24 protein-coding genes are annotated in these 26,904 nt (G+C 50.3%); 4 read left to right on the top strand and 20 right to left on the bottom strand.

Going from position 1 to position 26,904, the window contains the following annotated elements:
• Positions 1–271 precede the first annotated feature (271 nt).
• The 15 genes from JZI27_RS14855 to hprK all read right to left on the bottom strand — a co-directional run bounded on the left by JZI27_RS14855 (position 272) and on the right by hprK (position 15,652).
• Positions 272–2,239 carry a TRAP transporter permease gene (locus JZI27_RS14855; protein WP_280208010.1) on the bottom strand — a complete coding sequence of 656 codons (1,968 nt, stop codon included), beginning with the start codon at positions 2,237–2,239 and terminating at the stop codon, positions 272–274.
• Positions 2,236–2,754 (bottom strand): DUF1850 domain-containing protein, encoded by a 519-nt coding sequence (locus JZI27_RS14850; RefSeq protein ID WP_280208009.1) that lies wholly within the window; start codon positions 2,752–2,754, stop codon positions 2,236–2,238. The genes JZI27_RS14855 and JZI27_RS14850 overlap by 4 nt, the downstream gene beginning before the upstream one ends.
• 34 nt (positions 2,755–2,788) lie before the next feature.
• Positions 2,789–3,808 carry a TAXI family TRAP transporter solute-binding subunit gene (locus JZI27_RS14845; RefSeq protein WP_245996396.1) on the bottom strand — a complete coding sequence of 340 codons (1,020 nt, stop codon included), beginning with the start codon at positions 3,806–3,808 and terminating at the stop codon, positions 2,789–2,791.
• Between the two features lie 188 nt (positions 3,809–3,996).
• Positions 3,997–5,364: a sigma-54-dependent transcriptional regulator gene (locus JZI27_RS14840; RefSeq protein ID WP_280208007.1), complete on the bottom strand. Its 1,368-nt coding sequence runs from the start codon at positions 5,362–5,364 to the stop codon at positions 3,997–3,999.
• The gene (locus JZI27_RS14835; protein ID WP_280208005.1) at positions 5,339–7,345 is read right to left on the bottom strand and encodes a transporter substrate-binding domain-containing protein; all 2,007 of its coding nucleotides are present in this window, start codon (positions 7,343–7,345) and stop codon (positions 5,339–5,341) included. The genes JZI27_RS14840 and JZI27_RS14835 overlap by 26 nt, the downstream gene beginning before the upstream one ends.
• 168 nt (positions 7,346–7,513) lie before the next feature.
• The gene (gene hisIE / locus JZI27_RS14830; protein ID WP_280208002.1) at positions 7,514–8,161 is read right to left on the bottom strand and encodes a bifunctional phosphoribosyl-AMP cyclohydrolase/phosphoribosyl-ATP diphosphatase HisIE; all 648 of its coding nucleotides are present in this window, start codon (positions 8,159–8,161) and stop codon (positions 7,514–7,516) included.
• Entirely contained in the window at positions 8,158–8,916 is a 759-nt protein-coding gene (gene hisF, locus JZI27_RS14825; RefSeq protein ID WP_122907073.1) for an imidazole glycerol phosphate synthase subunit HisF, read from the bottom strand. Before hisF ends, hisIE begins: the two co-directional genes overlap by 4 nt.
• A 1-nt stretch (position 8,917) precedes the next feature.
• Entirely contained in the window at positions 8,918–9,655 is a 738-nt protein-coding gene (hisA, locus tag JZI27_RS14820) for a 1-(5-phosphoribosyl)-5-[(5-phosphoribosylamino)methylideneamino]imidazole-4-carboxamide isomerase (protein ID WP_280208001.1), read from the bottom strand.
• Positions 9,652–10,275 (bottom strand): imidazole glycerol phosphate synthase subunit HisH, encoded by a 624-nt coding sequence (gene hisH, locus JZI27_RS14815; RefSeq protein WP_122907075.1) that lies wholly within the window; start codon positions 10,273–10,275, stop codon positions 9,652–9,654. Before hisH ends, hisA begins: the two co-directional genes overlap by 4 nt.
• 1 nt (position 10,276) lies before the next feature.
• The gene (hisB, locus tag JZI27_RS14810) at positions 10,277–10,876 is read right to left on the bottom strand and encodes an imidazoleglycerol-phosphate dehydratase HisB (protein WP_122907076.1); all 600 of its coding nucleotides are present in this window, start codon (positions 10,874–10,876) and stop codon (positions 10,277–10,279) included.
• A gap of 14 nt (positions 10,877–10,890) precedes the next feature.
• A complete protein-coding gene (hisD, locus tag JZI27_RS14805; RefSeq protein ID WP_280208000.1) occupies positions 10,891–12,171 on the bottom strand; it encodes a histidinol dehydrogenase in 1,281 nt (426 codons plus the stop codon).
• 27 nt (positions 12,172–12,198) lie between these two features.
• A complete protein-coding gene (gene hisG / locus JZI27_RS14800; RefSeq protein ID WP_122907078.1) occupies positions 12,199–12,846 on the bottom strand; it encodes an ATP phosphoribosyltransferase in 648 nt (215 codons plus the stop codon).
• A gap of 3 nt (positions 12,847–12,849) precedes the next feature.
• A complete protein-coding gene (locus tag JZI27_RS14795) occupies positions 12,850–14,025 on the bottom strand; it encodes an ATP phosphoribosyltransferase regulatory subunit (protein WP_122907079.1) in 1,176 nt (391 codons plus the stop codon).
• 176 nt (positions 14,026–14,201) lie between these two features.
• Entirely contained in the window at positions 14,202–14,690 is a 489-nt protein-coding gene (locus JZI27_RS14790) for an acyltransferase (protein ID WP_122907080.1), read from the bottom strand.
• 26 nt (positions 14,691–14,716) lie between these two features.
• Positions 14,717–15,652 (bottom strand): HPr(Ser) kinase/phosphatase, encoded by a 936-nt coding sequence (gene hprK / locus JZI27_RS14785; RefSeq protein WP_122907081.1) that lies wholly within the window; start codon positions 15,650–15,652, stop codon positions 14,717–14,719.
• A 203-nt stretch (positions 15,653–15,855) separates the two neighbouring features.
• Here hprK and JZI27_RS14780 point away from each other — a divergent pair, with 203 nt between their 5' ends.
• From JZI27_RS14780 to JZI27_RS14770, 3 genes are read left to right on the top strand one after another with little or no spacing between them, the layout of a single operon-like run.
• Positions 15,856–17,199, top strand: coding sequence for a sensor histidine kinase (locus JZI27_RS14780; RefSeq protein WP_280207998.1), 1,344 nt, complete (start codon positions 15,856–15,858; stop codon positions 17,197–17,199).
• Positions 17,200–17,221: 22 nt separating this feature from the next.
• Positions 17,222–17,839, top strand: coding sequence for an accessory gene regulator ArgB-like protein (locus JZI27_RS14775; RefSeq protein ID WP_122907083.1), 618 nt, complete (start codon positions 17,222–17,224; stop codon positions 17,837–17,839).
• Positions 17,836–17,982 carry a hypothetical protein gene (locus JZI27_RS14770; protein ID WP_183184733.1) on the top strand — a complete coding sequence of 49 codons (147 nt, stop codon included), beginning with the start codon at positions 17,836–17,838 and terminating at the stop codon, positions 17,980–17,982. The genes JZI27_RS14775 and JZI27_RS14770 overlap by 4 nt, the downstream gene beginning before the upstream one ends.
• Before the next feature lie 45 nt (positions 17,983–18,027).
• Here the strand turns inward: JZI27_RS14770 and JZI27_RS14765 are convergent, their stop codons facing one another.
• Genes JZI27_RS14765 through uvrB form a run of 4 tightly spaced genes read right to left on the bottom strand, consistent with a single transcriptional unit; the run spans position 18,028 to position 23,938 of the window.
• The gene (locus JZI27_RS14765) at positions 18,028–18,390 is read right to left on the bottom strand and encodes a phage holin family protein (protein ID WP_280207997.1); all 363 of its coding nucleotides are present in this window, start codon (positions 18,388–18,390) and stop codon (positions 18,028–18,030) included.
• Between the two features lie 40 nt (positions 18,391–18,430).
• A complete protein-coding gene (locus tag JZI27_RS14760; RefSeq protein ID WP_280207996.1) occupies positions 18,431–19,060 on the bottom strand; it encodes an HD domain-containing protein in 630 nt (209 codons plus the stop codon).
• A gap of 18 nt (positions 19,061–19,078) precedes the next feature.
• Entirely contained in the window at positions 19,079–21,946 is a 2,868-nt protein-coding gene (gene uvrA, locus JZI27_RS14755) for an excinuclease ABC subunit UvrA (protein WP_251243937.1), read from the bottom strand.
• 15 nt (positions 21,947–21,961) lie between these two features.
• The gene (gene uvrB / locus JZI27_RS14750; protein WP_251243936.1) at positions 21,962–23,938 is read right to left on the bottom strand and encodes an excinuclease ABC subunit UvrB; all 1,977 of its coding nucleotides are present in this window, start codon (positions 23,936–23,938) and stop codon (positions 21,962–21,964) included.
• A 180-nt stretch (positions 23,939–24,118) separates the two neighbouring features.
• On the opposite strand from uvrB, the gene JZI27_RS14745 reads away from it, so the two are divergent.
• Entirely contained in the window at positions 24,119–25,018 is a 900-nt protein-coding gene (locus JZI27_RS14745) for a flagellar hook assembly protein FlgD (protein WP_280207994.1), read from the top strand.
• 69 nt (positions 25,019–25,087) lie between these two features.
• Here JZI27_RS14745 and JZI27_RS14740 read toward each other — a convergent pair whose 3' ends face one another.
• The gene (locus JZI27_RS14740; protein ID WP_280207993.1) at positions 25,088–26,767 is read right to left on the bottom strand and encodes a hypothetical protein; all 1,680 of its coding nucleotides are present in this window, start codon (positions 26,765–26,767) and stop codon (positions 25,088–25,090) included.
• Positions 26,768–26,904 lie beyond the last annotated feature (137 nt).

Genomic DNA, 26,904 nt, shown 5'->3' with positions numbered 1-26,904 from the left:
GCAAATCATTTCATGATAGACTCATCAACGCTTTCGCTGTTCAGTTTTCAAAGAGCATTTTTTGTCGAACGCTTTATATCCTATCACGTTCGCTATCTCGGAGTCAAGATCTTTTTTCGTGATCTTTTTTCTCGTTTTCCCGTCGCTCGTTGGCGACAAAAATAAATCTATCATATTCAAAAAAACAAATCAAGAGTTATTTTTAAAAGAATGATTTTCCATCAACAGAAAAAGAGAGGCACTGAAGCCCCTCTTTCATTCAAACTCTACTCTACATTGGAATAGCCAATGCATTTCGCTTTTTCATGTATTGGAATACGGTCACGGACATAAGCAATGCGAGACCAAGTCCAAACAACAAGACTTCAGGGAAGATCAACAGGACACCACCCAAGATTAAAACAGTCCGCATCGCCCAGTTGATTCTGGCGAACAGGAACCCTTCTGTAGCAGCAGCAAGTGCCATTACAGCCAGCAAGGTGGTCACCGTAGCAATCGATATATCTACGATACTTGCATCATGAATCAACAGCCCTGGCTTATAGATAAAGATAAAGGGTACGATAAAGCCTGCCAATGCCAGTTTGCAGGATACCCAGCCCGTACGCTGCGGCTCCGACCCCGCGATACCTGCCCCTGCAAAGGCCGCTAAGGCAATGGGCGGCGTCAAATTCGCGATCGCTCCGAAATAGAAGACAAACAGATGAGAGGCCAGCGGATCAATCCCATAGGTGGACAGTGCAGGAGCTGCCATCGTGGCCGTGATAATGTAGCAAGGGATGGAAGGAAGACCCAAGCCTAGAATAATCGAAGCCAGCATCGTAAATAAAAGCGTCATGAACAAGCTTCCCGACCCCATCATCAAAATGATGTTGGCCAACTTCAGACCCAGTCCCGTCAAACTGAAGACCCCGACTGTTATCCCAACTGCCGCACACGCTGCCGCGACACCAAGCGCATCGCGCACCCCACTTTCCAACGCATGAACGATATCACGGAAGTTCATCCGGCTCGATTTGCGTAATGCTGCGATCAAAATAGTACCCGCGATGGTCGCAACCGCTACCAGTGTCGGCGTATATCCCATCATCAACAGCACAATCAGAAGCACCAACGGGATCAGTAGATGCCCCCGCTCGCGAATCACATCTTTTACTTTCGGCAGCTCACTCTTGGTCAAACCCTGCAGGTTGTCCCGATCTGCGCGCAGATGCACCTGAACGAGCAATCCAAAGTAATACATGATAGCTGGAATAACGGCGGCAATCACAATCGTGACGTACGGTACTCCCAATGTTTCCGCCATGATAAACGCAGCAGCTCCCATAATCGGTGGCAGGATTTGTCCCCCCACCGCGGCTGTAGCCTCAACAGCTGCAGCAAATTCCGGCTTGTACCCAACCCGCTTCATCATTGGAATCGTGAACGATCCGGTCGTCACGACGCTTGCAACGGCAGAGCCGTTGATCGATCCGTGAACGGCCGTCGCGATCACGCCTACTTTAGCTGGACCGCCTTTAGTTCCCCCGGCCAATGAAAGCGAGAGATCATTGAACAAGGTACCCATCCCCGTCTTGGTCAAAAAGGCTCCAAAAATGATGAACAAAATGATAAAAGAAGCAGAAACGGCAATGGCATCGCCAAATATCCCCTCTGTCGTCACATACATATAGTTGGCAATATCGCTAAACGTATAGCCTCGATGCCCAAAATCCCCTGGTAAATACGGCCCCAGATAGGCATAGGCGACAAAGATTCCAGCCATCGCTGTCAGTTCCCAGCCTGTAACGCGCCGCGATGCTTCCAGTACAAGTACACAGGTAATGACCGCAAAGATCACATCCAGCGTCGAGGGAATCCCCCCGCGATTGACGATGTCCAAATAGTAGATAAAGATGTAGCCTGCTGTCCCAAGTGCTGCAAGCGCCAGCACTCCGTCAAGCAAAGACAAGGTTTTTCGAGACGCCTTTTTCCAGCCCGGATAGAGTAAAAATATGAGACAAAGTACGATAGCAACATGCAAGGAACGGTGCTTCAATGTCACGAATGGAACGGCGTATACAGCGTACATGTGATACAGTGCGAAGCTCACTGCAATCACCGTAATCAGCACACTCATCCACTTCTTCGAAAATCTGCGATAACCTGCTTCCAGGTCATATTCCTGCAAAACCGCTTGGGCCTTGCTTTCATTCACACGAATCTCTTGATCATTTGGCAATCTGATCGGTGCACTCAATATTTCGCCACTCCTTTCTCGTCCAACCCGGAAGCAAAGCGATACCACCACGGATACCACCCGACAGAGAGCTCTAACGACGTTCCCAATGGCAATAGATCAGACAATCTCCAGGTTTGCTCTCCGACCTGCAGCAGATAGTCATCCCGCGTGATCAAATATAAAACCTGGTCACGCTTTTCCTGCAAACCCGAGACCGTAATCCATCCATCCCGAACCGATACTTGGACTCCTTGTTGATCTTGAAAATTGGCCGGGACTCCTGCTCCAAAGGACCGAAAAGAAGTCTCTGCCAATTCCATCCCTGAAAATCCAACAACCCTGTAAGTCTCCCGCCACGGGGTTCGTTCGACGGAATGTATCCACTCAATCTGAAAATAATCCTGTATGCGAATCGGGACGACGCCAATTTGCTCCTGCCGATGAAAATCGCTCAGCTCCAAATAAGGATGGGGCCCGATCAAGATGAGCCCCAGTACTAGGGGAATGAACCATTTCGTTAGTCGTCTTCTCATGTTGTTGATCTCCCTCCCCACAAGACTCCCGTTCCTAGTCGAGAGCCCCTACTTCCTTGTAGTATTTTTCTGCTCCCGGATGCAAAGGAACAACCAGATTTTTGCCTGCTTCCTTCACGTCAATTTCCTTGGCAGCATTGTGTGCAGCTTGCAGAGCAGCCATCTCATCGAAAAAGGCTTTGGTCAGATTGTACGCCTGCTCTTCGGACAGGTCCTCACGAATCAAAAGGATATTGCGAATGGCTGCCGTCTGTACGACTTCTTCGTTTTTATAAACACCTGCTGGAATTTCAGCAGAGACGAAGAACGGATATTTTGCGGCCATTTTATCTACGTCTTCCTTCTTGACCGGAACAATTTCTACATCTTTGGTGGTCACCAGGTCAATCACCGTAGAGTTCGGTAGCCCCGAGGTGACAAAGGCAGCGTCAATCGTATTGTTTTTCAACTGCTCAATGGCTTCTGCATATGAAAGATAATCTGCCTTGATGTCGTCATAAGTAATGCCGTGGCCAGCCAAAACCATGCGTGCATTGACTTCGACCCCGGAATTGGGTGCTCCGACCCCGACGCGTTTGCCCTTCAAGTCATAAACCGATTTAATATTGCGGTCTTTCAAGGTGACGATTTGCACATAATTCAAATACAGTCCGGCCATCGCACGCAATTCTTTAACCGCACCGCTGTCCTTGAAATTCTCTTGCCCCTCGTAGGCAAACGTGGTCACATCGGACATCACGAAAGCCAGATCCGCTTTTTTGCTTTTAATCAGGTTGATGTTCTCCACAGACGCTCCTGTAGATTGGACAGAAGCATTGTAGCCCAGCTTATCCTTGTAGACTTTTGCCATCGCTCCGCCAATCGTGTAGTATGGCCCGGAGCTGCCGCCTGTTGCGATAGTCAGGAATTTCTGTTCAGCACCTCCACTTGGCGCAGCAGATCCTCCTCCTTGATTCGAAGCTCCCGGCGCTGGTGCAGACTGCCCTCCACAAGCAGTAACGGTCAAAACCAGCAGCGCAGATGACAAGATAGCTAGCATCTTTTTCCGAAACACCTTGTTTCCCCCTTTTTATATGAAATCGCTTTCATGTCAGATTGTAATAGCAAGCATCATGCCAAGTAGGAAAACGGGACATTTCGTAGATTAAATCAGGCCTTTCAGTAGCGTAGTCATTTTCCGACATTACAAAAAAACGGCAAAAAAATCCCCTTTATACGGAATTTTTTGCCGGATGTGTGTTTTCATCCCATCTCCAGGTATTGCTTTAATTTCTGTCTCAAGCCCCGTTCACTGATTCCCAGTTGATCTGCTGTTTTTTTGCGGTGTCCCCCATGCAACTCCAAGGCATGCAAAATAATCCGTCTCTCCGCTTCCTCAAGCGTGATCCCGGCTGGTATCAGCACCCCATCCCTGTCTATTCGCGACTGGCGCAAACCAGCGGTTCGTTCCATAAGCGCAGGGGGAAGCTCATCCAGCGTGATCACTTCTCCCTGAGAAAGGGCAACCGCGTATTCCACAATGTTGGCCAGCTCCCTGACATTCCCCGGATAGGAGTATCCGTACAGCCACTTTTTCGATTCAGCTGAAAAAATCTTCTTGCCTCTTCCCATCTGGACTGCCGAACCGTGCAGAAAATGGTCCAGCAGGTAAGGAATATCTTCACACCGTTCTCGCAATGCTGGGGTTCGGATCGGAATGACGTTGAGTCTATAGAAAAGGTCTTCGCGAAATCTTCCGCACGCCACCTCCTCCTCCAGCTGCCGATTGGTGGCCGCAATGATTCGGATGTCGACTTCCTTGGCTTTGTAGCTTCCAAGTGGCGTCACTACTTTTTCCTGAATGACGCGTAACAGCTTTGCCTGGAGGGGAAGCGGCATTTCCCCGATCTCATCCAAAAATACTGTGCCGCCGGAGGAGCGCTCAAACAAGCCCTGCTTGCTCTGATATGCTCCTGTAAACGAACCCTTCTCATGACCGAACAGCTCGCTCTCCAGTAGGGCTTCTGGTATGGCAGCACAGTTAATGACGGAAAAAGGAGCGCTTTTGCGATTCCCTTCATAATGAATGGCCCGCGCCACCAGCTCCTTCCCTGTCCCGCTCTCGCCTGTAATCAGAATGCTGGACGGAATATCCTTCACCTTCTCGATCAATTGAAAAACCTTGCTCATCGCTGGGCTCTTCCCGACAATACCGGCGAAGGCATGCTGCTGGCGCACTGCTTCACTAAGCACCTGTACCTGCTTGTGCAGATTTTGATACTCAAGCGCCTTGTTCAATAGCAGCTTGACTTCATCCATGTGCAAGGGCTTGGCCAAATAATGATAGGCTCCGGCCTTGATCGCTTGCACCGACGATTCGATCGTGCCGTAAGCCGTCATCATAATGACAGTCAAATCCGGCTTCATCTTTTTACATTGAACCAATAAGTCCAGCCCACTGGTATGCCCTAGACTCAGATCTAGCAGGACGCAATCAATAGATTCTGTCCTGATGATGTCCAAGGCTTCTTTTTCCTCCGTGGCTGTCCATACGGTATATTCGTCCTCCAATGCAAACGAAAGAGACACGCAGATAGAAGGTTCATCATCCACGATTAGCAAATTTGGCATGGTTCTCCTCCTTCCTGCCAACTGATTCTTCTTCACGTACACCAACCGACCACTGTTGCTCATACCAGACTTCATTCATCTGCGGCATTCGCAGCGTAAACGAGGTTCCATGACCAGGTGTACTGCTCACTTCCATCATCGCCCCGTGCTCCCACATGATCTTTTGGCTAATATAGAGCCCGAGACCGATTCCCTGTGTCTTGCTCGTATGGAAAGGCTCAAACAGGCGCTGCAGTTGCTCCTCCTGCATGCCTTCTCCGGTATCTCTCACAGTGATCCAGATCTCGCCTGCCCTTTCCTCCGCACGTATCACAAGCTGCTTGTCCGAGCTTGCTGCCATCGCTTCAATTGCGTTCATGACCAGATTGATCAGAACCTGCTTCATTCTTCCCCGGTCCACCAGTACCTGCAATTTTTCGGATACCTGCACGGTTACACCGATTCGTTCACTTTCAATCCTGCGGGTAAAAAGTACAAGAACGGATTGAACGAGCTCCTTCACGCGGATGGATTGCATCTGCTTTGGTCTGGTGCGTGAATAATCCAGCAGATCCTCGACAATGCGGTTTAGTCGTTCCATCTCTTCCGGTACGTAGCGCAGCAGCTCGGATCGAAAGCGCGGGTCGTCCATTTTTTTTGGAAGTATTTCAATAAAAGCCTTGATCGCTGTCAACGGATTGCGCATTTCGTGGGCGATTCCTGCGATCAGCTGCCCCAGCGCACGCATCTTCTCCTGCGCAATTAACCGTGTTTGCATGCGAATTTGGTCTGTCCGATCCTGCAAGGTAATGATCCATCCCACATGCTCCTCGGCTGCATTTGCAAATGGGGCCATATAGTAGTGGAACACGCGCCCCGACTCTTCTCCCCATTGGAATTCCCCTTCAAACAGGCGGAACGGCTCAGAGAAGGCGGACTCGATCGGCAGCTCGGGCACAAGGCAGACGATATGACGCCCCAATGCGTCTTCCCCGGCCCCCAGCATCCGGTGGGCAACCTGATTGACTAACGTAATATGTCCGAAAACATCAAGGGATAGAATCGCGCTCTCCGTATGGTCCAGAACTTTTCGCTGAAAGGCCATCATATCAGCCAAAACCGCCGTTTGTCTCCGTACCTCCGCCTGCAATCTTTTATTCCAAGCAAAGAACGTCGCCAATGAGACAACACCCAGCGCCAGTACAATCAGCAAGCCAATCACCAGCTTGCGCCACCCATCTGTCAAGTGGGGCGAGTAAGGCTCGAAGTATTCACTGTACAGCCAGGAGTAGGTTCCATCTCGATACATTTGGTTGAGACCCTCGTTTAGCTTCACCAGCAGTTCTGTGTGCCCATCCCGAACAGCGAATGCATAGTCAGTCGGATTGATCAGACCGGATCGCATCTCGAAGTCATCCAGGCGGTTCTCCTGCCGAAGCACATACTCGGCCGTCCAGCGATTGCCGATGAAAGCATCAGCGCGTCCTCGAAGCAAATTTTCCAGCGCTTCCTTTTGGCTGAAGGAAATGTTCATCTTGACTCGCCGCACGCTTTCCAACAAATCCATACTGCTATGCGAGCGTTGAACTGCCACCACTTTCTCGGACAGCTGGTTCAAGGTGTAGATCGACTCATCCGCACGCGGAACCAGCAACACCTCTGACATCGTAAAAAAGGCTTCGCTGAAGTCGAAAATCTCATCGTAACGACTCGTATACTTCATTCCCAGAACCACGTCTACTTCTCCTGATTGAAGCGCAGTCACGACGTCTTCCCAATCAAGCGGCACATACTCCAGCTTCCAATCATTGTATCTGGCAATCCCCTGGATCAGTTCAATATTGAACCCTTCGATACGCCCGTTCTCTTCCACCGCTGAAAAAGGGGGCAAGGCACGGTCAAAAGCTACCCGAAGGACCTTTTCCTCCGCTCCCGCTCGAGCTGGATACAAGCAGCTTAAGAGAAGAACCAGCAATATGGGCCACAGACGCTGAGCACTCACCATACTCCTCCTATCCCGTGTACGCCGGGAAATAAAAACTAAAAAGGGAACAATCTTAATTATCTGTTTTTTAAATAGTAAAAGAAATCCTCAATCGAGGCAAACACGAGCGGGCGATAATGAAAAAACGAAAAAGCCACTCTCCGCAAATGAGAGTGGCGAATCTGCTTAACGGCGGCGTTCCAGCTCAGAGAGAACCGCGTCAAGTGGCAGTTTTTGTTCCCGCAGGAGGACCAGCAGGTGGAAGATCAGATCTGACGCTTCATAGCGAAGCTCTTGGGGATCGCGGTTTTTGGCTGCAATAATCACTTCAGCCGACTCCTCGCCCACCTTTTTCAGAATCTTGTCTACCCCTTTTTCAAATAAATACGTCGTATAGGAACCTTCCGGGCGCTCCGCTTCTCTCGCTGCGATAAGCTGCTCCAGTTCTCCCAGAATCGCATACCGATCAGAACCTTGTTTCGCTTTGGCTTCCGCTTCCTCTACTGGCAGCAGCTCACCGGCAAAACAGCTGTACGTTCCTGTATGACAAGCAGAACCATTGGGCACGACCTGCACCACTAATGCATCTTTGTCACAATCCATTTGAATGGAGACGATTCGCTGCGTATTGCCGGAGGTCGCCCCCTTGTGCCACAGCTCTTGGCGGGAACGGCTCCAAAACCAGGTCTCTTTGGTTTCCAGTGATTTTTGCAGCGACTCCTTGTTCATATAGGCCAACGTCAAAACCGTTTTACTCACTGCATCCTGCACGATGGCGGGAATCAGGCCATTTTCATCAAACTTCACTTGATCCCATGCTTGTCCTGTTGTCATGGCCTTACCACAACTCCTTTGGTTTGCAGATACTCTTTTACTGCATGAATGGATGTCTCATCGTAGTGAAAAATGGAAGCAGCCAGCGCTGCATCTGCTTTGCCTACCGTCAGGACGTCGTAAAAATGCTCGCGCGTCCCCGCACCTCCAGAAGCAATGACCGGGATGCCAACCGCTTCCGAGACGCTCCTCGTCAGTTCAATGCCAAAGCCTTTTTTCTCTCCGTCGTCGTCCATACTGGTCAAAAGAAGCTCTCCAGCACCCAACGCTTCGGCTTCCTGCGCCCATTCAATTACATCTCTGCCAGTCGCATTGCGTCCGCCATGTGTGTACACTTCCCAGCGGCCATCTCCAGTCTGCCTTGCATCGATCGCAACAACGATACATTGCGAGCCAAATACGGTCGCCCCTTCACGAACCAGCTCCGGTCGCAGGACGGCTGCAGTATTGAGTGAAATCTTGTCCGCTCCTGCACGCAAAATGCGCTTCATATCCTCTACACTGTTGATTCCGCCGCCAACCGTGAACGGTATCGTAATATTCGCCGCCGTGCGTTCAATCACGTCCACCATCGTTTTGCGCCCCTCGTGGGAAGCCGAAATATCCAGAAAGACCAGTTCGTCAGCACTTTCTTCGCTGTATTTCTTGGCCAGCTCCACCGGGTCCCCCGCATCACGCAGACCGACAAATTGCACACCTTTCACGACACGGCCATCTTTGACATCCAGACACGGAATAATTCGTTTGGCCAACATCCTACTCACGCTCCCCCATCTGACGAAGCGCTTCATCCAAAGTAAAAGCATCTGTGTACAGGGCTTTGCCGACAATCGCGCCGGATACACCATCAGCTGTATGAGCGGACAGAGCCAACAGGTCATCCAGCTTGCTGACACCGCCGGAAGCAATGACGGACTTGCCTGTTGAGACGGCCAATCCCGCGATTTCTTCAACATTGGGTCCTGTCATCGTTCCATCTCTAGCGATATCCGTGTAAATGAACGTCTCGGCACCGTACGAAACCAGCCTTTTTGCCAATTCTGTCGCCTGAACATCTGTCGTGGTCAGCCATCCGCGCGTCGCGACCAGACCGTTGCGGCAATCCAGGCCAATGGCGATCTTGTCTCCGTATGCCTGCAAGATCCGCTTGGTAAAAGGCTCATCCTCGATGGCTGCTGTCCCCACAATCACACGTGCCACACCGGCATCCAAATAGTCGGCAATCTGCTCCTCTGTGCGAATGCCCCCGCCGACCTGCACCGGAACGGAAACAGATTTGGCGATCTCCTTGATCAGTTCAGCATTGGCAGGCTTGCCTTCTTTGGCACCATCCAGATCGACCAGATGAACCCAAGCTGCTCCTTGCTCTACCCAACGCTTCGCCATCTCCACTGGCGAATCCGCGTACACGGTTTCCTGCGCGTAGTCCCCCTGGAACAGTCGGACACATTTGCCCCCACGAATATCGATAGCTGGATAAATGATAAAACTCACGCCAATACCCCCTCACACTGTACCGCGAAGTTACGCAACAGACGCATGCCTGTATCTCCGCTTTTTTCTGGGTGGAACTGCATTCCGTACACGTTGCCTTGCCCTACGATCGCCGTGACATCCTGATTGTATTCTGTCGTCGCAAGCAAGGCTGCCCGATCCTTTACGCGTACATGATAGGAGTGGACAAAGTAAACATAGTCCCCGTCCGCCACGCCTTCCAGCAGCGGAAGATTGCTGTTCGTGCTGATCTTCAGCTGATTCCAGCCCATGTGCGGAACCTTGTAATCGCCTTGGAAGCGAACGACTTCGCCTCCCAGCAAGGAAAGCCCCTGATGCTCCCCGTGCTCTTCACTTTTGTCAAACAAGAGCTGCATCCCCAGGCAAATACCCAAGATCGGACGGCCAGAAGCTACGTAATCCTGAATCCCCTGCTCCAAACCTAACTCCCTGATGTTGGCGATGGCATCACCAAACGCCCCGACACCTGGTAGGATAAGTCCCGTATATTCTTGTAATCGCTCTGGCACCGAAACGAATTCGTAGGAATAACCCAACCGCTCCAGCGCCTTGCTCAGACTGTACAAATTCCCCATGCCGTAGTCGATGATGCCGATCATGCTACAAAACTCCTTTGGTAGACGGAACCCCTTTGACGCGGGGATCTATCATCGTCGCTTCGTCCAGTGCGCGCCCCAATGCCTTGAAGATCGCTTCAATCATGTGGTGTGTATTGTGGCCATAATGCAGGATGACGTGCAGATTGATACGCGCCTCCAATGCAAACTTCCACAAAAATTCATGTACCAGCTCAGTAGGGAATTGTCCGACCATCGTCGTCTGGTAGTTCGCACGGTACTCCAGATGTGGACGGTTGCTGATATCGATCACGACTTGTGCCAGAGCGTCATCCATTGGCACGAAGGCATTGCCGTATCGCTTGATTCCTTTTTTATCACCGAGCGCTTCACGCACTGCATTGCCCAAGCATATGCCGATGTCTTCTACCGTGTGGTGGTAGTCGATCTCGATATCCCCTTTTGCCTTCACCTGCAGGTCAAAAAGTCCATGACGGGTAAAAGCGTCCAACATATGATCGAAGAAAGGCACGCCCGAATCCTGCTTGCTCTCTCCCGTGCCATCGATGCCAAAAGCCAGGTTGATTTGCGTCTCTTTCGTATTCCGTTCGATTTGGGCCACTCGCTTCTGCTGCTCACTCATCTGCACTCACACTCCTACTCTTCCCGCTTAAAGTCTCGAAGTCTTTCCGAAATCGCTCGACCATGTGCAGCCAGCCCCTCTTGCTCGGCAAGTGCCACGATCTTATGTCCGTTTGCAAGCAGGTCTTGCTTGCTGTAAGAAACGACGCTCGATTTTTTAATGAAGTCATCCACCGACAGCGGCGAGGAAAAACGCGCCGTGCCATTGGTCGGAATCACGTGGTTGGAACCCGCAAAATAATCGCCTACTGGCTCGGAGCTGTATGGTCCCAAGAAAATAGCGCCAGCGTTCTCCACTTTGCCGAGATGCTCAAATGGGTCCGTGATCATAATCTCCAAGTGCTCGGGCGCGATCGCGTTGATCACTGCAAAGCCTTCATCCAAATTCTCCACCAGTATAATGGCGCCGTGGTTTTGAATCGAAGCCTCCGCGATGGACTTTCTCGGCAAATCCACCAATTGACGCTCGACTTCCAGGGCTACAGCATCCGCCAAAGCAGATGAGGTCGTGACCAGCACCGCTGCCGACATCGGATCATGCTCTGCTTGCGACAACAGATCCGCTGCCACATAACGGGGATTGGCTGTATCGTCTGCCAAAACAGCGATCTCGCTTGGGCCTGCCACCATATCAATGCTGACCAGACCAAACACTTCCCTTTTTGCCAAAGCGACAAAAATATTGCCAGGACCGACAATCTTGTCTACCGCCTTGATCTGTTCGGTACCGTAAGTAAGGGCTGCGATAGCCTGCGCTCCGCCCACCTTGTAAATATCCGTCACTCCCGCGATCTGGGCCGCGACGAGAATCGCCGGATTTACTTTTCCATCGGCTCCAGGCGGTGTCGTGATGACCACCTCAGGCACACCCGCAATTTTTGCCGGGATCGCGTTCATCAGGACGCTCGAAGGGTAGGCAGCTGTTCCACCTGGCACGTACAAGCCTGCTCTTTTTAATGGACGTATGATCTGACCCAGGATAGTTCCGCTCTCTTTGGTAGAAAACCAGGACTGGCGAACCTGCCGCTCGTGAAAATCCCGAATGTTGGCTGCTGCTTCTACCAAGGCCTGCTTGACTTCAGGTGAAACAAGCGCGCTCGCCTCCGCGAACTCCGCTTCACTGACACGGAAATCCTGTAAGGCTACCCGGTCAAATCGTTCCGTATACTCGCGAAGCGCTGCGTCTCCCCGCTCTTTGACATCCGCAAGAATGGCCTTGACTGCATCCTGCTGTTCTTTTGTTCCCGAATCAACGGATCGTTTGGCCTGATACTGATTGGCTGGAATTACTCTCATCTTGTCTCTCACCTCTCCACAGACTCTCTATTTTGAACTCGGAATGACTTCCAGAAACTTTTGGGCAATATCGTCTACCGCTTCGCTCTTCATCCGATAACTCGCTCGGTTGGCGATCAGTCGGGTTGTAATCTCACAAATATGCTCCAGCTCGACCAGTCCGTTTTCCTTGAGCGTACGTCCAGTCGAAACAATATCTACAATGCGATCTGCCAGTCCAATCATCGGTGCCAACTCCACTGAGCCATTCAGCTTGATGACCTCTACCTGCTGGCCCTGCTCGCGAAAATAACGGGAAGCGATCTTCGGGTATTTAGTGGCGACTCGTGGCGCATCTGTCTGCTTCCAGTCGGGCATGCCTGCTACCATCATCCGGCAGTAGCCAATTTGCAGATCCAGAAGCTCATACACATCACGTTCTTCTTCCAGGAGCACATCCTTGCCCACGACGCCAACATCGGCTACGCCATATTCCACATAGGTTGGCACATCCGTCGGTTTCGCCAGGATAAATTCCAATTGCGCATTTTCGACAGGAATGACCAGCTTGCGTGAATCCTGCAGCTCTGCGGTCACCTGCAAGCCAGCCTGTTGCAGAAAGTGAACGGCTTCCTCGAAGATTCGCCCTTTCGGCATGGCGATCGTCAGTTTTTGTGAGCGATCAGAAAAAACCATCTCCTACTCCTCCTGTTTCGTCAAACAGATTACTTTGGCGTAACCCGCTTTTTCACTGTCGCTTAATTCATCTTCATTCCCGATCAATCGAGTCACCACGATCAGTCCATCTTCACGAAGCAATTGCGCTTCTGCCAACGCCTCTCTTCGACGTTCGACGGTGTAGCAAAGCAGAACCCGGGTTGTCGGTTGTCCTTTCATCGCCGGTGTTACTTGGAGCAAACGATCCATTTTGATCGCAAAACCAGTAGCAGGTGCTGGTCGTCCAAACTGCGCCAGCAAATGATCGTAGCGCCCCCCGCCTAACAATGGTGATCCGAGGTCTGCAGCATACCCCTCAAAGACAACGCCTGTGTAGTAATTCAGATTGCTGATCAGATTAAAGTCGAGCAAAAGATCCTCTGTCACGCCATACGCCTCCAGAGCATCCCACAGCGAAGCAATCGTCTCCACCGCCCGTCTAGCCTTGCCGTTCACGGTTAGCTCCCGTGCCTCTGCGATTTTCCCCTTATCCCCGCGAAGTCTGAGCAAGGCCTCCAATCTGTTTCTGGCATCGTCACTCATGTCCAGTGTAGCCAACAACTGACGATATCCTACAAAGTCGCGCTCGTACAGGAAGTTGCGGAATTGGCTGCGAAGCTCTTCATCCGCGATCTCTTCCTCCAGCAAGCCGTCGACAAAGTCAACATGACCGATCGCGATTCGGAACGTCTCCACTCCTGCTGCTCTCAGGCAGAACACTGCCAGAGCAATCGCTTCGGCATCCGCATCCTCTGAAGCGTCCCCGATCAGCTCGATACCCGTTTGAAAAAATTCTGCGTTGCGTCCCGCTTCTTTTTCCTGGGCACGAAATACGTTTGCTTGGTAAAACAGCCGAATCGGCAGCGGAACATCCTTATATAAAGAAGAAACCACACGGGCGATAGGCGTTGTCATGTCCGGACGCAACACAACCGTATGCCCCTGTTTATCCAAAAGGCGGAACATCCGGTCCGTCAAAGTCGCACTGGCCGCTCCTACCGTGTCGTAATATTCCAAGGAGGGTGTAGAGATCTCTTCATACCCCCAACGATCAATGCAATGTCGAAGCGCACGCTCCAAATGCCGCTGCTTGGCCAGTGAATCTGGTAGTATATCCCGCATGCCCAACGGCTTTTCAAATCCCAACGGCTTTGCCATCGTCATTCCCTCCTGCGCCTTATGCTTTACTCTGCTAATATGGTAGCAAGTTAAAGTGATATGAAGAAGAGTATCACGGAATCTTGAACTGGTCAACCGCGATGCGAATAGTCAGAAAACAAAAAGGTGCCGCTTTTTCCTTTGCTGGCACCCTGACTATTCATTTTGTCTTTCGATTAAACGTTTCCTTCGCGGATGACCTGCATCGGATTCCCACCGACAAAAGTCCCCGGCGCTACATCCTTATACACGACGGAGCCTGCAGCTACGATCGCCCCATCCCCAATCGTCACACCCGGGAGGATCGTCGTGTTCGCCCCGATCAGCACACCGTCACCAATCCTTACTTCCCCCAGACGGTATTCCTCGACAAGGTATTCATGAGCAAGAATCGTTGTATTGTAGCCGATCACGCAGTTCCGTCCAATCTTGATCATCTCGGGAAACATGACATCCATCATCACCATAAGGGCTACGGCACTCTGTTCCCCTACCTCCATCCGCAGAAAGGTACGGTACAGCCAATTTTTCAAGGATAAAAAAGGGGTGTACCTCGCCAGCTGGATGACAATGAAGTTTTTCATGACCTTCCAAAAGCTCACTGTCTTGTACATTTGCCATAACGGATTGGCTCCGTGAACGGGATAACGTGTGGTGTTTCTCATTTTTTGCCTGTCCCCTTCTTCCCTTATTAAAGATCAGCTTCTGCATCCTCCAGAATGGCATCGGATTGTTTGCGTGAGAAGTGAACGGCCGCGTTGTAGCCCATCCGTTTCAGACGGAAGTTCATCGCCGCAACCTCAATAATGACAGCGAGGTTTCGGCCGGGACGTACAGGCACTGTAATGATCGGAATTTCCATATCCATGATCTTGACTGTTTCCTCATCCAATCCCAGACGCTCGTACATCTTTTGCGGTTCCCACAGCTCCAGCTGCACAACCATTTCAATGTTTTTCACATTGCGGACAGCGCCTGCTCCAAACATCGTCATCACGTTAATGATGCCCACACCGCGAATTTCCAGCAAATGCTGAATGAGTTCGGGAGCGCTGCCGCTTAGCTGTCCGCCTTGGGTCTGGCGAATTTCTACCGCATCGTCCGCTACCAGACGATGTCCTCTTTTGACCAGCTCCAAGGCTGCTTCACTTTTTCCGATTCCGCTAGAGCCCATGATCAAGACACCTACGCCGTAGATATCGGTCAATACCCCGTGAATCGTCGTCGTCGGAGCCAATCGATTCTCGAGAAAGTTCGTGACTTTGCCTACCAGCGTAGTCGTTGCCAGCGGGGATTGGAGAACCGGTACTTGATGTTTATTTGAAACTTCAATCATTTCCTCCGGCACTGGAAGATTGCGTGTGACACAAAAACACGGCGTCTGTCCCTGCATGAGAAAGTTCATTCTTTCCAGTCGCTCTTCTCTGGACAGCGTCTGATAAAAGGTTACTTCGGTCAGACCAAAGAGTTGTATCCGTTCTTCCGCATAATAGGAATAATAGCCTGCCAATTGCAACCCAGGTCTACTCATATCCGTCACTGTAATTTCGCGTCCCAAACCTTCTTCGCCGCTCAAAATATTCATGTTAAAATGATGGGCAAGATGACCAACATTTGTCTTTCGCATATGGCGTCCCCCTTACATGGGTTAATCTCCCCAATGTCCATCCTTATTGTATCGAAAGGAGTGTAGGCGAGACAACCGTTCTCCTTTCTTTCTTCCTGCAACACATTGTTGTATCATTTACATTTTTCTTCTTATTTCATAAGATAGAACTGTTGTATATACATCAGTCTCGGTAAAAATTTGAACTGAAAGGAGGCATCACCTTGGATTTTTTACTACGTTTCGTTTTTGTGGACGTACCTGAAGCCTTCTTGCTGCTAACCATTGGATTGGCCATGTTCAATCGTTCCGTATTCGAAAAAAAGAAGCAAGCTTTGCTTTTCTCCATTTTATCGGGTGGCTTTGGTGAGTTTTTAGGCTATTATGAAATTTCCTATCAACCCAAAGTACTAACCATGTTTCTGAGTACCACCTTGATTTTCTATCTCCTGTACAAGCCGGGTCTTCTCAAATCAGTATTTATGTCTACTGCCGCCATGGGTTCCCTAATCATGGCAGAGTTCATCTTGCTAGTGATTTACAATAGTCAGCATCTTTACTGGATGGATATCCTCTCCACGGACGCGCTAATGACATTCATACGGATTCTTTATTTGAGCATTTTGTTGATTTTTGCTGTGATCCTGCGAGTCATGAAATTCGATATCCGTCGAGTGTTTCCACGGAATCGCTACAACCGTTATCTGTTTTTATTGATACTGGTAGGAAGTATTGAGTTCCTATTGATCCTTTTTATGAATACCTCCTTTTTTCTAAGGGACAACAATTCGGTGCTGGGACAGGTTTACACGCCACAGTTCCAGTTGATCTTTCAACTTCTCATCTTGGCCTTATTTATTCTTATTGTGTTCTTATTCCGAATCTACCTCACGTTGACCATTCATAGAGTCGAAGAAGAGACTGGCACGCCATACCTGAACAGCATTCATGACATGCTGACGGCCATCCGCTCGTTCAAGCATGATTCCATGAATCATTACACCGCCATTAATGGTTTTCTAAAAAAAGGGTTGTACGATCTGGCCAAGGAATATGTAGAACAACTACTACATGAGATTGTAGTCACTGAAAAGACTGTAGATTCGAGCGCTCATATACTGGAAGGCATCAAGAATCCGGCTGTTTCTTCCCTGCTCCAATCCAAAATGGCGCTTTGTCTGGCAGAGCGCATCCACTTGACCATGAACATCACGACAAGCAACCAGTTTACCCATATTAAAACCTACGATTTGATCAAGGTATTGGGAAATCTTATGGATAATGCGATACGAGCCACATCCTACGAGCTTGAGGAGAATCGCTACATACGCCTGGACTGGGGACAATCAGAGCGCGAACTCTTTCTCACGATTGAAAATAGCGGTCCTGGGATTCCAAAGGATAAGCTGAATGAAGTCTTTTCTATCGGTTATACCACCAAGAAAAATGGAGAAGGCGGCCTTGGTCTCACGATCGTCAAGTCCGTAACCGAGCGCTATGGGGGCAATGTAGACGTCTTCTCTGAAAATGGCATCACTCGCTTCCATGTTTCTTTCAATAACCGATAGATTGCGAAAGGAGGGATTTGACATGACATGGTCAGAAAAGATATCACTGCACTTGGCGAAGCAGATCAAGACAGAGGACTCACCCTACTCCATTGGTCAGCTGGCTCACGGAATTGAAATCTTCCTGCTCAATATCATCAATGGGATCGCTCTTCTCGTCGTATCGGCCCTGCTTCACATCGTCCTGGAAGTCGCCCTCGTTTCATTCCTGTTTTTTCTGTATCGCATCATTACAGGAGGCGTACATTTACGAAATCCTTGGAGATGTTCGTTTGCCACCCTCTTATTGATGAACACCGGCGGATTTACGCTGAAGCATCTGCCGGCGATCCCTTCTCCCTACATCTATCTGCTTATCCTAGTAACACTAGGCCTTGCATTCACGATCAACTACCGATACGCACCCGCCAAGCACACCTATGCTCCTGATCATCCAGAAGTTCAAAAGAAAACTAGAATCATCGCACTATTTTTAATTGGAGGTAGTTGTGTCTTGTCTCTCATTTTGGTAGAATATGCTTATATTCTAATACTTGCCAACATCATTGCCGTATTGACACAATCCGCTCTTCTGTTACCGGGTTCTTTTCTACTAGTTTCCCGCTTGGAAAATTTTCTTGAGAGGGTGGTTGAAAAATGAAAAAGTTACAAGCTCTGTCTAATCGTTTCTTTGGTCGTATTTCTTCTATGAATCTGGCTGGTATTCTCAAGTTTGGTCTCATTTACGAACCCATTCCACCTCAACAACGTGATCAACAGCTGGCGCAAGAAACAAAAAAATGAATCAAAGCCCGCGCATTCTCCGCAAGAGCGATGCACGGGCTTTTTTTACTGCTTTTTCTTACCGAAAATCAAATCGATCAGCCAACCAAATAAACTCATCAACGCTGCAGCTACAATCACCGTACCGATATTATCTGGCCAAGGTCCTAGATCAAAGCCATCAATAAAGAAAGCCGTCAAGGCAAATGTTGCTGCATTGACCACAAACCAGAATAATCCAAGCGTCATGATCCGCAACGGCAGTGTGAGCAACATGATGACCGGACGAATCATCGTATTTACCAATCCCAGTACCAAGGCAGCCCATACAGCTACTCCAAAATTGGCGACACGAATGGATTCAAACCACGAACTGATGTACAACAAGGCAGCACCATTCAAGAAAAGCATGACAATCCAACGTACCATCCGCTTCCCCCTCTCTTCGCTGACCCAACTGCCCAGCACTTTAGCGAATGCCTCGAATCTCCAAATTCCACTGTTCAAAAAACTTCTTCATAAACTGATGCCGTTCTTCTGCAATCTGGCGAGCAGTGGCCGTATACAATCTGTCTTTGATACGGACCAGCTTCCACTCGTATTCGTGAAACGGCGTGTGTTGATCAGGCAGTTCAGCATGGATCGGCTGACCGATGACACCGGAATACGCGAAAGCTCGGGCTACCCCAATAGCCCCTATGGAATCCAGCTTGTCAGCATCAAACAAGATTTTTTCTTCCAGAGAAGTAGGCGGCGACTCTTTGCGAAAGCGATGAGCAAGAATCGCTTTTTGCACAAGCATAATCTGCTCTGAATCCATTCCCTCTTCACACAGCCATTCTCCAGCTATACGGGCACTGATCTCGGCGTGGCACTCTCCCGTTCGACGCTCTTCGGCCCGTCCGATATCGTGCAGGAGGGCAGCGAGGCGAAGAAGTGCCATATCTGCACCTTCCTCGCGCCCAATCCGCTCACACATCGCCATTACCCGGAGATTATGCTGCCAGTCATGCGCAGGATCCTGCCCGTCAAACAAACGCTGTGTGTTCCGTACCAGGCGTTCTGGCAGGGATGCCGTGGTTTCTGTCACATAGTCCATCGCTCCACTCTCCCTGCTCTATTTGGATACCAATTGTTCCAGCTTGGCTTTAGTACGAGCGCGATCACGATCCAAAATCGGCTTCAGGTAGGTTCCCGTGTATGAACCATCCAGCTCTGCGACTTGCTCTGGAGTACCCGTTCCTACGATTTGCCCACCTCGGGTCCCCCCCTCAGGACCGAGGTCAATGATGTAGTCCACCGTTTTGATCACATCTAGATTATGCTCGATGACCAGCACCGTATCACCATTTTCCACCAGCCGCTGCAAAACCTTGAGCAATCGGTCGATGTCATCGGTATGCAGCCCAGTCGTTGGCTCATCCAGAATATAGAGCGTTCGGCCTGTGCTCCGACGATACAGCTCAGAGGCCAGTTTGACCCGTTGTGCTTCCCCGCCGGACAAGGTTGTCGCCGGTTGGCCGAGCTTCATGTAGCCCAGTCCTACGTCGATGATCGTCTGCAGCTTTCTTTCAATGCGCGGCAGATTGCGGAAATACTCAACCGCATCCTCAATCGTCATCTCCAGTACATCTGCAATGCTTTTGCCTTTGTATTTCACATCGAGTGTTTCGCGGTTGTAGCGTTTGCCATGACAGACCTCGCAAGGGACATATACATCCGGCAGGAAGTGCATCTCGATCTTGATGATGCCGTCACCACTGCATGCCTCGCAGCGTCCTCCCTTGACGTTGAAGCTGAAACGTCCCTTTTTGTAGCCGCGCACCTTGGCCTCGTTGGTCGAGGCGAACAAATCGCGAATGTCATCAAAAACCCCTGTATAGGTAGCAGGGTTGGAACGCGGTGTCCGTCCGATAGGCGACTGGTCGATATTGATGACTTTGTCCAGATGCTCCAGGCCAGTGATGCGGCGATGCTCACCCGGCTTTACCTTCGCACCATTTAGATCACGTGCCAGCGTCTTTTGCAAAATTTCATTGATCAGTGTACTTTTCCCGGAGCCGGAGACACCTGTGACGGCCACGAACAAACCGAGCGGAATTTTGGCGGTTACGTTTTTCAGGTTGTTTTCCTTGGCTCCTTCAATCTTCACCCATTTATCACTTGTCGCTCGACGTTCCATAGGAACAGGAATAAACTTCCGACCACTCAAATAGGCACCAGTGAGAGAAGCTTCCTGTTGCATCAGCTCCTCCGGCGTTCCGGTCGCTACAACCTGACCGCCGTGTATGCCCGCACCCGGGCCAATATCGATGATGTAGTCGCATGCCATCATGGTATCCTCATCATGCTCCACCACGATCAAGGTATTTCCCAGCTTGGTCATATGCTCCAGTGTTTTGATCAGACGTGCATTGTCGCGTTGATGCAGACCGATGCTCGGCTCGTCGAGGATGTAGAGCACGCCCATCAGACTGGAACCGATCTGCGTAGCCAATCGAATACGCTGTGCTTCTCCCCCGGACAAGGTCCCGGCTGCACGACTCAAAGTCAAATAATCCAGACCTACGTCCACCAGGAAATGAAGGCGCCCCTTGATCTCCTTAATGATGAGATTGGCAATTTTCGTTTCCTTTTCAGTCAGATCAAGCCCTTCCATAAACGAATGCGCGTCCGCGATCGACAGATCCGTCAATTCAGAAATGCTCCGATTCCCAATCTTTACAGCCAGGCTTTCGGGGCGTAAACGCTGTCCCTTGCATACCGGGCAAGGCTTTTGACTCATGAATCCTTCAATCTGTTCACGGATATATTCAGAGCTGGTCTCCAAGTGACGGCGCTGAAGATTGGGAATGACCCCTTCAAATGCAACCGCAGCCTCGCGCACCTGTCCGAACTCATTCTCGTAACGGAACTGAATCTTCTCGCCCTGACTTCCATACATCACGATCTTAGCCTGCTCTTCTGGCAGCTCCTCAAACGGCAAATCCATGCGAATGCCGAAGTGACGGCAGGCAGATTCGAGCAATTGCGGATAGTAAGTAGACGATTTTGGCTCCCAGGCAGCTACAGCCCCCTCTGCCAGAGGCAAGGTCACATCCGGTACTACCATGTCTGGGTCTACTTCCAGCTTGACCCCAAGACCATCACATTCCGGGCATGCACCGAACGGGCTGTTAAAGGAAAAGATGCGCGGTTCGAGCTCACCGATAGAAAAACCACAAATGGCGCAAGCATGGTGTTCGCTAAAAAGCAGCTCTTCCTGCTCCATCACATCCACGATCACCTTGCCGTCTGCCAGTCGAAGAGCAGTCTCCAACGAGTCGGCCAATCGGGATGCGGCATCCGGTTTGACAACGATCCGGTCGACCACTACCTCGATATTGTGCTTCTTGTTCTTCTCTAGCTTGATTTCTTCTGACAGATCCCGTGTATCCCCGTTCACTCTGACACGAACGAAGCCCTGCTTCCGGATATCCTCCAGCAGCTTGACGTGTTCACCCTTACGTCCCTGGACCATCGGAGCCAGGATTTGAATCCGCGTCCGCTCCGGATACTCCATCACCCGATCCACCATTTGCTCGACCGTCTGTGACTGAATCTCCGTCCCATGCTCAGGGCAGATGGCTCTCCCCACACGAGCGTAAAAGAGACGCAGGTAATCGTAAATTTCAGTGACCGTACCCACAGTAGAACGCGGGTTGCGGCTCGTGGTTTTTTGGTCGATAGAAATAGCAGGAGAAAGTCCCTCGATTGAATCTACGTCCGGCTTGTCCATCTGTCCGAGGAACTGACGAGCATACGCAGAGAGGGACTCTACGTAACGGCGTTGTCCCTCTGCGTAAATAGTGTCAAATGCCAGGGATGACTTACCCGAACCTGATAAGCCGGTCAAAACGACGAATTTATCTCTAGGAATCACAACATCAATATTTTTCAGGTTGTGGGCACGAGCGCCCTTCACCACAATATGTTCCAATGGCATGAAAGTAACCTCTCCTTAGAGTTCAGCCTTTAGCTCAAGAATCAAGTCACGCAATTCGGCAGCGCGTTCAAACATCAGACTGCGTGCTGCCTCCTTCATTTCTTCTTCCATCCGTTCGATGACCGCCAGGCGATCCTTCTTCGGCATCTTCTTGAATTCTGCATGTGGCAGATAGTCGGCTTTTTCTTCCGCTACCTTTGTAGCTTCAATCACGTCTCGTACAGCTTTCTTCACCGTCTGCGGCGTGATGCCATTCTTTTCATTGTACGCCATTTGAATCTCGCGACGGCGCTCCGTCTCGCGGATCGCGGCTGTCATGGAATCCGTCATCTTGTCTGCATACATGATGACGCGTCCTTCCGAGTTGCGTGCCGCACGTCCAATCGTCTGGATCAGCGAACGCTCGTTGCGCAGGAAGCCCTCTTTATCCGCATCGAGAATCGCAACCAGTGAAACCTCTGGCAGATCAAGACCCTCACGCAGCAGGTTGATCCCCACCAGCACATCGAACTCACCCAAGCGCAACGAACGCAAAATCTGCATCCGCTCGATGGTCTTGATATCCGAGTGCAAATAGCGCACCTTGATACCGATTTCCTTCAAGTAATCAGTCAGATCCTCCGACATTTTCTTCGTCAACGTCGTGACCAGTACCCGTTCGTCTTTGGCAATCGTCGCCTGAATTTCACCGATCAAATCGTCAATCTGTCCTTTGATCGGACGAACCGATATCGTCGGGTCGACCAGCCCTGTCGGACGGATCACCTGCTCTACCACTTTCGGGGTATGCTCCAGCTCATAGGGGCCAGGTGTTGCGGAGATATAGATCGCCTGCGGTACCTTTTCTTCAAATTCAGCGAACTTCAACGGTCGGTTGTCCCTGGCAGACGGAAGGCGGAAGCCGTGCTCCACCAAGACATCCTTGCGCGCACGGTCGCCATTGTACATCCCACGCACCTGCGGCAAACTGATGTGCGACTCGTCGATCAACACCAGGTAATCCTCTGGGAAGTAGTCCATCAACGTGTAAGGCGCATGGCCTGGAGGGAGTCCGGTAAGATGGCGCGAATAGTTTTCAATACCGGAGCAAAAGCCCATCTCCATCATCATCTCGATGTCGTAGCGCGTACGCTGTTCCAACCGCTGTGCCTCCAGCAGCTTGCCTGCTTCACGAAACTCTGCCAGTCGCTCCTCCAGTTCAGCCTCGATGTTTGCCACAGCCAACTTCAGTTTTTCACTGCGCGTGACATAGTGAGAAGCCGGGAAAATAGCAACATGATCACGCTGTCCCAGAATTTCCCCGGTTAGGACATCGATCGAAGTGATTCGCTCAATCTCATCACCAAAAAATTCAACACGAATCGCCTGCTCTCCATGTGACGCAGGAAAAATCTCCACAACATCTCCACGCACGCGAAAGGTTCCTCGAACAAAGTTGATATCGTTGCGCGTGTACTGAATGTCTACCAAACGATGCAGGATTTCGTCGCGTCCCTTTTCCATTCCGACCCGTAGCGAGAGCAGCAGCTCTCTGTACTCTTCAGGAGAACCCAAACCGTAAATGCAGGAAACAGAGGCAACAATAATCACATCGCGACGCTCAAACAGAGAGCTGGTAGCTGAGTGACGCAGCTTATCGATCTCCTCGTTCACACTGGAATCTTTTTCAATATAAGTATCCGATTGGGGAATGTACGCTTCTGGTTGATAGTAGTCGTAGTAGCTGACGAAATATTCCACAGCGTTGTTGGGGAAAAATTCCTTGAACTCCGCACATAGCTGGGCTGCCAGTGTTTTGTTGTGCGCCATGACCAGTGTCGGTTTGTTCACCTGGGCAATCACCTGGGCCGCTGTGAATGTTTTTCCCGTACCCGTCGCCCCCAGCAAAGTCTGGTGTCGCTTGCCTGCCCGTACGCCCTCGACCAGCTCGGCAATGGCAGTAGGCTGGTCACCGGATGGCTGATACTCCGATACCAATTCAAAACGATCCATTCCCTCGTTCATCTCCTCGTTGCCTATCTTTTCTCATTTCCATTATAACACAATTCCGGGGATGTTAAGCCGGAAATTCGAACAAACGTTTGTCTTCACACTTCATCCTGATTTTCCGATAGTAATAATGAAATCATATTTATGTCCTCACAAGACCCGCCAATTTCAGGGAGGATCGTTATGTCTGACAATACCGTAAAAAACAACCCTTATATACAACCCCATATGAGCTATCAAGGCAAAAAGGAGTTCTCCACAGAGCTTGACAACAATGCCTTCATGAAGCTTTTACTGGAGCAGTTGAAGCATCAGGATCCGATGTCTCCGATGGACAACTCGCAGTTCATCCAACAGACCAGCATGATGACCATGGTCGAAAAAATCACCAAGATGGCAACGCTGATGGAGCAATCCAACAACAGCATGCTCACGTTGGAGAAATACGAGCAGCTGGTTGGACGCACCGCCACCTACACCCTGACGACCGCAGATCCTGTAACCGGTGAAACTTCCACCGAGACCAAGGAAGGCAACATCGAAGCCGTCTACATGGATAATAACAAGATCTACTTCCGTCTTGCCGGAGAAACCACTCCGATTCCTCTCACCGACATTAAAGGACTGGAATCCCAGGGCATGGCCGGAAATGCAATCGACAGCAGTGTGAAGTTCATGGAAATGATCGGCAGCACCGTTTCCTACAAAACCACTACGCAAGTGGAAGGAAGCGAGCCTGTTGAGGTCATAAAGGACGGCGTCATCACCGGCTTCTCGATGAAAAACGGCGTGGCTCAATTCCAATTGGATAACGGCGCCACCGTCAAACTGGATGAAATCACGGGCATGTCCGTAAACCCGGATAACCAAGCCATGAGCAGCTCGCTGCAATACGCCCAAATGATCGGATTCTTCGTCACCTACAACCAATCGACTACCAACACAGACGGTACCACCTCTTCCGAAGAGGTGTCGGGCATCATCCAGGCTGTCAGCATGAAGAATGGACTGATCGAATTCGTGCTGGAAGACGGCAAAAAAGTGTCACTTCAGCAAATTACCGGCTACGAAGCACAAGCCTAAAAGCAAAATCCGCACTCCACCGATCGTTGGTGAGTGCGGATTTCTCTTTCTGTAAAAACGTTTGAAAGGTTATTCCTTGACAGTAACCTTGCCTGTCAAAGCATCTACCTGAATGGTTGCATCCATCTTCTGTTCTCCACCGCAGAAGCAATGGGCCTTTGTTTGGCGGAACGACAAGTCGTAAGCCAGCTTCCAGGTGACAGCTCCTGTTTCTGGATGGGTCATTTGGACGTAAGTCAGCTCCAATGGATACGACTTCAGCAACTGATTGACGGCAGCCTGCTGAGGAATGGATTTGGAGGCTTGCTGGAATACCATATCACTCGGGCGATTCACGGTGAACTCCTCGATTGCACCGGTCATGCCTTGAATGGAAATCGTGTACATCCCTTCTTCCAAGAGCTGACCTTCCCGATAGACAGGCGTACCGTTGACGACCATATCTGCTGTGATGAGTGTGGTCTGTTCGTTGCCTACATCACTCAATAGGATTGGATTGGGGCCAGTAGGAAGAAGTCGTCTCAATGCCTCTTCGGCTGTGCTCCAGTCACGTTTTTTGTCCAGCTTCCCATTCTTTTGAACTTCATCCTTGCTGACGAAGCGGAGTACCTCGCCCGTCTTGGCATTCGTCACCAGCATGAGATGCTTTTTCTCTTCTGGTTTCACGGTATCAGGGAACATGCCCAGCTCATATTGCTTATCCGCATTGGCAGCGTCTTGCCGGAAATATCCCCAGATAAAGTAGCGCAGCGCACTTCCGTCTTCCCGCTTTTCCTCAAATGACACCAATGGCAGCTTTCCAGGCTCAGCTTTGAACAGCCATCTCACCAGATCGGCGGCCTGAGAGTCTGACATTGCTGACCATCTTTCCCCGGTTCCATTCAGGTTTACCGTTTGAACAGATGGCTGCAAGTCAAGCAATCGCTTGCCATTTATCGCATCCAGCGCACTTCCCGTATGGCTTTGGCTAATGATTCCATCCTTCACGAGATAGACCAGACGCGCTTCTACTCGCCTATCATTTGGTGCATTTTCAGGGAGCAGGTAGACCAGCTCCAATGGCTTGCTCTCGTTGTAGCGCTGGAGCGCTTGCTGGGAGGAGATGGCGCGCGTAGCCGGAGGGAACGAAGCTGCAATCAGTTTTTCATGCGATTTCCCGTTAAAATTGCGGAACCCGATCAGTCTCCCCGTCGAATCAAAGGTGACGAATGAATCATAGGCATCATCCAGGGACACATGGTTAATCTTCCGGACCAACCGTACAGTAGTCAGTCCATCCTTGGTCACGACTTCTCTGGACTGATAGGTATTCCCAACATTTTGCAAGCCTGTTACAAAGGCCATTGCCTTCGTGCTCGCTTGTGCATCTGTCAATGTTGCTGGCTTTTCAGATTTTTGTGGCTTGAGTTCCAGGATCAGCAAATCGCCCGTTGTTGGGTCGAATACAGCGCGATCACCGTTTGGATTCGGATCCTTGGCTGACTCCGCAAACGCAATAGCCACCCCGGATACACCCGGACCATCCACTTCCCCAATATAGACAACATGGCGCTTCGACAATTCCGGAACCAATCGAACCACCTGTTGGATTCCTTTTGTAATCGTTACAGGCACCGGTGTGACAGCAGCAGCCTGCACTTTTTTCACAGCAGCTGCATGAACGTCGACGATGGGTGTCACCCAAAGGCTACCTGCAGCCACTGCTCCTGCCAAAACCAGTAATAAAGGTTTGCGGCTATTCTTCTTCAAAAAAATCCTCTCCCTCGTTGTATCCTAATCTAAGAGACGCATCAAAAATGGTTTTGTTTCCCAAAAAAGGAGTTCTATAAAATAAATTTTACTTAAAAAGAGTAAGCAAACATGAATCTTATACTTGCTTCAAAAAA

Origin of the sequence: Brevibacillus sp. AY1, from assembly GCF_029870785.1 — a bacterium.
Taxonomy (GTDB): Bacteria; Bacillota; Bacilli; order Brevibacillales; family Brevibacillaceae; genus Brevibacillus; species Brevibacillus invocatus.
Note: the sequence above shows the minus strand (reverse complement) of the source record. Positions and strands in the feature narration are given on the sequence as shown.